Here is a 6,020-nt window from a genome sequence, read left to right as displayed (position 1 = left end):
GTGGACGCTCAACCACGGTGTCCGCCAGGCCGACGGACGCGCGCTGACCCATCCCAACCTCATCCGCCCCGGCTGGGTGCTGCGCCTCCCACCGGAGCCGGCCACACCCGCGCCGCCGCCGGCCGGCCCGGCTACCGCGGGCACCCCGAGGTCAGCCCCACCCGTGGCGACCACACCGCCGGCACCGCCGGCACCGACCATCCCCACGCCGGCCATCGCGCCGCCCGCCACGCCCGTGCCCGGCGCGGCACGTGGTGGGCCGCCCGCGACCAGCGGACCCACGACGGTCCCCACGTCACCCGGCGCGCCGTCGGCCACGGCACCGCCGCCGCGCGCACCGATGCCCCCGACTGCCCCAACCCCCGCACCGGGGGTGCAGTTCCCCAGCGGCGGCTATCTCGGTCTCGGCACCGTCGCTCTGCTGATCACAGCCCTGTTCAGTCTGCGGCTGTGGCACCGGCGGCACTATGTGCCCGGCAGCGGCCAGCGCGACGACCTCGACGAGGCACCGGTCATCGGGGAGCTGGCGGTCGCCTACGACGCGGCCACCGCTGTCCTCGACGACGAGGGTGATCCCCTCGTCGTGCGCCCGCCCGGCGACAGCCACGTCGCCGGTCGCCGCCACGCCCAGAGCACCGCGGCACAGACAGCGCCACCGCCCGGAACGCACGTGGTCGGGACCACCCCCGACGGCCGGCCGCTCGCCCTCGACCTGGCCGCCGCCCGCGGCCTGGGCCTCATCGGTCCCGGCGCCGACGCCGCGATCCGCGCCCTGCTGCTCGCGTTGCTGGCCGAACGGCACCGGCCCGAGGCCGCCCCCGTCAACGTCCTCATCCCCGCCGCCGACGCCGCACGGATGCTCGGCGAGCAGGCCGCGACCCGCCCACCCCAGCGCCTGCACGTCGTCGCCGACCTGGACATGCTGCTCGACCGGCTGGACGCCGAGGTCGTCACCCGGGCCCGGCTCGCCGCCGGCGACGCCGGGGCCGACCGGGCCACCCTCGTCGTCGTCGCCACACCCACCCCGGCGCTGGACCGCCGGTTACAGGCCGTCCTCGACAACGGCTCCCCGCTCGGGCTGGTCGGCATCCTCTACGGGCAGTGGCGGCCCGGCGCCACCGCCCGCGTCCGAGCCGACGGCGTCGTCGGCGCCGCCAGCCCCGACATCGCCGCCACGCTGCGGGGCAGCCGCCTGTTCATCCTCCCGCCGGCCGACGCCGCCGAGCTCCTCGACCTGCTGGCCGACGCCGACGCCCCCGCGGACAATCAGGAGGCCTATCGGCGGGCAAACCCTACCCAGGGGCCTCCGCCCCCACCGCCCGACTCCGCACCGCCCCCCGATAGCACCGGCGACGACGAGCCCAGCGGCACCGACGGCGGCGGCCGGAACGCGCGCCGCGAGCCACCGACGCCCGAACCCGCTCCCACCGGCGGCGGGCTTCCCGCGGTCATGCCGAGGACCGGCGCAGCGCTCTCCGCGCCGTCACCGTCACCGTCAGCGGCCGGTGTCGCGGCCATAGGCGGCCCGCCGCCGGCCGCCAGCACCCCGTTGATCCTCACCGTGCTCGGGTCCCTGCGGCTGCGGTACCGGCCGACGCCTGACAGCGACTACCAGCTGGTCGAGGGCATGGGTCCCAAAGCCCGCGAAATGCTCGCTTACCTGGCGTTGCATCCCGCCGGGATGAGCCGCGACGCGATCGTCGCGGCTATCTGGCCCGATGCCGGGGACACCCGGCGGCGGCTGGACAACCGCTTCTACGCGGCGCTCAGCCGGCTGCGCCGCGCCGTGCACACCGTCACCGCCGGCGCGGTGCCCGACATCGTCGAGCAGGACGACGGCGACTACCGGCTGCGCCGCGACCTCGTGACGGTGGACCTGTGGGAGGTCCAGGACGCGCTCGACCAGCGTCGGCGTGCCGCGACCGAGGCGGACCGGTTTGCCGCGATCGTGCCGATCGCCGCCACCTACGCCGGGCATCTCTCCGACGACCTCGCCGGTGCCTGGGCCGAGCCCTACCGCGAGAACCTGCGACGGCAGGTCGCCGACGCCCTGGCCAGCCTCACCGCCTCGATCGGCGAGGACACCCCGCAACGTCTGGAGTTGCTGGAGACGCTGCGCCGCCTCGACCCCTACAACGAACAGCTCTACGCGCAGATCGCCCGCGCCCAGGCCCGCCTAGGCCACCAGGACGCCATCGGCCACACCTACGCCCTGCTGGTCGCCTGCCTCGACGACATCGATCAGCAACCGAGCCCGGATGTCGTCGCCGTTTTCCGCGCGCTCCGGCAGCCGGACCCCCGTGACGTCCGCTCAGCGTGACCCAGCCACGGACCCTCACGCCGGCGTGTTCGTCCGGCGGGCGCGGGCCTGGGCCCGCGCCCGCCGGTCCAACTCCAGCAGATCCTCATGGCGCGCGGCCCATTCCGCCAGCGGTACGGACAGGGCCAGGAGCTCCTGCGCCGCCGCAGTGAGCCGGTACGACGCGGAGAACGGGAACTGGCGCTCCCGCGTGTGCGCGACCAACCCACGCTGCTCCATCCACCGCAGCGTCCGGTACAACACCGCGTCGCGGATGATCGGTCGCGGCCAGCGCCGGCTGCGAGGCGTGCCAGCGGTGCGGATGCTCTGCAACAGGCCGGTGTACGGGCGCGGTCCCGCCGACAGCGCCACCAGCACATCCGGCAGCCACACGGGGTTCAACAGGCCCCGCAAATCGTGGAGCAGGCTGCCCCAGTCATCGTCAGAAATCGTGACGTCGCTCGTCGCGCTCACCTCCACCACGGGCCAGCAACAGGTCGCGTCGATGTCGCTTCGTTCTGCCTCGCAGCGCTACTGTCTCGCCGCGATAGGGAGATCGAAGTCCATCTGTGCGACAGGTCCAGCACCCAGAATGACCGATGTAGGCGTTATACGACAGAGAACACCTCAACAACGGACAACCCACCACGTGTGCCTTTCGTGTGGATTGCCGGTCGTCGACGATCTCTACAGGCGCCGTTCGCGCCATGTACCTGCAACAGCGTGGCCAGCAACGAGACCATCGCGTTGGGCTTCCGGTGGCATACGGGGATCGCATGACAAGCATCACGTTGACGGACGCCGTCACGTCCCGGGCCCGGAGAGGCGCCAGCAGACCCCGCCACGGTCGCCGCCAGCCCCGGCAGGTACGTGTGCGCTCGGCGTGAGGTGGCCGTGACAGATCAAACGGGCCCCATCGAGACGGCCATATCTGGCCCCGCTCGGACAGGTGGGACGAGGTTCTGCTCACGACGCGGGTTCGCGCTGGGACGCTGTCTTCATGCGCTCCCTGAGCGGCCGTGATGTTGACGCGGCGCTGGCTGAGATGGTACGGGTGCTCGGTCCGCAGGACACCCGTTACTGGCAGGTCGAGGCGGGGCTGTTGGACTGGACCTGCTGGCAGACCGCTGCCCATGTCGCACACGATCTGCTCGCCTACGCGGGGCAGGTGGCAGCCGGCCCGACAGCTGCCTACCTGCCCCTTGACCTCAAGGTGGCGCCCGCCGCGGATCCGCGCGGCGTGCTCCAGGTCGTCACCGCCTGCGCAAGACTCCTCAGCGGCGCGATCGCCACCAACCCGGACGCCCACGGGTGGCATTACGGACCGACGGACACAGCGGGTTTCGCGGCGATGGGCGTCGCTGAGATCCTCCTGCATACCCACGACATCACCGAGGGGTTACGCGTGCCGTGGCGTCCCCCGCGGCCACTGTGCGCGGCGGTACTGAGTCGACTGTTTCCCGATGCTGCCGAAGGCAATCCCGCGCAGGTCCTGCTGTGGTGCACCGGACGAGCCGACCTCGGCGACCGACCCCGTCGATCATCGTGGATCTTTAACGCCGCCATCCGATGATCAGGATTCGGGCACCGAGGAAGGGTGCGGCACTACGGTGCGCGGTCACATGTTCTGGCCCGGGACTCGAATTCGCGTCACCGGCGGCCAGGTAGCTCGCCGTTGGCTTCAGCCACGCCGCTGGTGGTGTGCGCCGCGCCGACGGCCAGGAACCGCCTCCGAGGCTGGGCAGGGTAGTGCGGCTGGGGGCTATGGTGATCGGTCGTGACCGAGTCTGCTCCGGCTTATCTAGCCACCGTCGCAGCGGCGTACGACGGTGTGGCGGAGGTCTACGCCGGGCATTTCGCTGACGTTCTCGACCGCCAGCCGGTGGAGCGTGCGCTGCTGGCCGCGTTCGCCGATCTCGTGCGTGACCTCACCGGCCCGGTCGCCGACCTTGGCTGTGGGCCCGGCTATGCGACGGCCCACCTGCACAGGTTGGGGCTGGACGTGTTCGGGGTGGATCTGTCGGCGGCGATGGTCACCCTGGCCCGCACCGCCTATCCAGAGCTGCGGTTCGACGTGGGCACACTGACCGCGCTGGACCTGCCGGACCGCACGCTCAGCGGCGCCCTGTGCCGCTACTCGCTCATCCACACCCCGCCCGCCGACCTCCCCGCGGTTCTCGCCGAGATCCACCGCGTCCTGGCGCCCGGCGGCCACCTGCTGCTCGGCTTCCTGGCCACGGACGAACCCGCGGCAGGGGTGCACGCCTACGACCATCGGGTGACGCGCGCCTACCGCTGGCCGCCCGACCACCTCTCCAGACTGGTAAGTCAGGCAGGGCTGGCCGAGGTCGCCCAGTTCGTGCGAGCACCGACAGAGGAAGAACGGGGCCGGCAGGCACAGCTGCTGGCCCGCCGCCCGCAGGAGACGTAAGCCTCCACCGCGGCCGGTGGCAATCAAGCGGCAACGGTCACGATCGTCCCTTTACCCGGCGGCTGGTGACACGGACCCGAGTCCCGGTCCTTCTTAACGGCTCGGAGCCCGGGGGTCAGGCGGTCGTAAGGGCGGCGCGGGTGGGGTCTGTCAATCTAACGGTTTGCGCCACGAGGCGCTGTGTTTCGAGTGGAGGTGGAAGACCTTCGTCCTCGGTCTGTCGCAGTAGGCCGGGGTAGCTGAGGGCAGCCTGATCCGGGTGGTGCCGGGGAGGGCGGGAGCAGCCCTGACAAAGCCGGGACGTGTCAGCACTGCCAGATGGTGCGGGTTCGGCGAGCGAGTTGGAGAGGAGTACGCGAGGAACCGGCGTTTTACGTCCTTCAACTTTGACACCGGCTCCAACCTGGTAGATATGGGCCGGTCGCGGTGCGTCCCCTGGTTTACCGATGCTGAGGGAACTCTGGTTTGGTCTTTAGAAGCCGACCCGGAGGTCATGGGGAATGTCTGCGGCGTACCCATGACGAGGCCGCTGGGACACAGTCGGGCTCCTACTCCGACAAACGAGGCACAGTGAACGTGGGAACCACCTCGCGTGGGCTCCCGGCCGGGTGGCGGCCAGCCGTCCGGGCGGGATAGGCGCACCGACCGCCGAACCGGTGGGGTGGGGCGGAGCCGCCGTAGTACTCCGAGCCAGGGAAAGCCTGTGCACATGGGGAAGGGCGGCAGCGGTATCGAGAAGGGATGGACACTGTGATGCCGGAAGACGCACCGCCGAATGGCGGTGCTCCGCGCGGGGGCGACCGTGAGGAAGCGTTCGCGCGGGTATCGGGGATGCAGGCCAAACTTCACCGTTGGGCGGCGGCTGATCCTGACCGCCGGTTCGATGACCTGGTCAACTTTGTGTATGACCCGGCGACGCTGATCGTGGCGTTTGCCCGGGTCGCGGGCAACCGGGGCGCCCGGACCGCCGGGGTCGACGGCCTGCGGGTCGCCGATATTCGCGAGGCCGGGGTGTCCAGGTTCCTGGACGACCTCCGTACCCAGCTGAAAGGAGGAGAGTTCCGACCGTTGCCGGTGCGGGAGCGGTTGATCCCGAAGCCGGGCGGGTCGGGGAAGGTGCGGCGGCTGGGGATTCCCGTGGTCGCTGACCGGGTCGTGCAGGCCGCGCTGAAGCTGGTGCTAGAGCCGATCTTCGAGGCTGATTTCGAGCCTGTGTCGTATGGCTTCCGGCCCCGGCGGCGGGCGCAGGACGCGGTGGCCGAGATCCACTTCTACGGAACCCGGGGTTAT

The 6,020-nt window shown here is 71.3% G+C and carries 4 protein-coding genes and 1 pseudogene; 4 read left to right on the top strand and 1 reads right to left on the bottom strand.

Annotated features, from left to right (window positions below):
• The coding region (locus U9977_RS25045; protein WP_322751741.1) for an AfsR/SARP family transcriptional regulator at positions 1–2,320 on the top strand (2,320 nt) is incomplete at its 5' end.
• A 15-nt stretch (positions 2,321–2,335) separates the two neighbouring features.
• On the opposite strand, the gene U9977_RS25040 is transcribed toward U9977_RS25045, so the two are convergent.
• On the bottom strand, positions 2,336–2,773 hold the full coding sequence (locus U9977_RS25040; RefSeq protein WP_322751740.1) for a winged helix-turn-helix transcriptional regulator: 438 nt from the start codon (positions 2,771–2,773) through the stop codon (positions 2,336–2,338).
• 535 nt (positions 2,774–3,308) lie between these two features.
• Here U9977_RS25040 and U9977_RS25035 point away from each other — a divergent pair.
• The 3 genes and pseudogenes from U9977_RS25035 to U9977_RS25025 all read left to right on the top strand — a co-directional run.
• Positions 3,309–3,872, top strand: a complete 564-nt coding sequence (locus U9977_RS25035) for a hypothetical protein (protein WP_416210774.1) — start codon at positions 3,309–3,311, stop codon at positions 3,870–3,872.
• 204 nt (positions 3,873–4,076) lie between these two features.
• Complete coding sequence (locus U9977_RS25030) at positions 4,077–4,730, top strand: class I SAM-dependent methyltransferase (protein WP_322751738.1); 654 nt, start codon at positions 4,077–4,079, stop codon at positions 4,728–4,730.
• 753 nt (positions 4,731–5,483) lie between these two features.
• Positions 5,484–6,020, top strand: a pseudogene (locus U9977_RS25025) (group II intron reverse transcriptase/maturase); the annotation flags it as partial.

It is taken from the genome of Protofrankia sp. Cas8 (genome assembly GCF_963555845.1).
Lineage (GTDB): Bacteria > Actinomycetota > Actinomycetes > Frankiales > Frankiaceae > Protofrankia.
The sequence above is the reverse complement of the archived record's forward strand: the minus strand, read 5'-3'. Positions and strand labels throughout refer to the sequence as shown.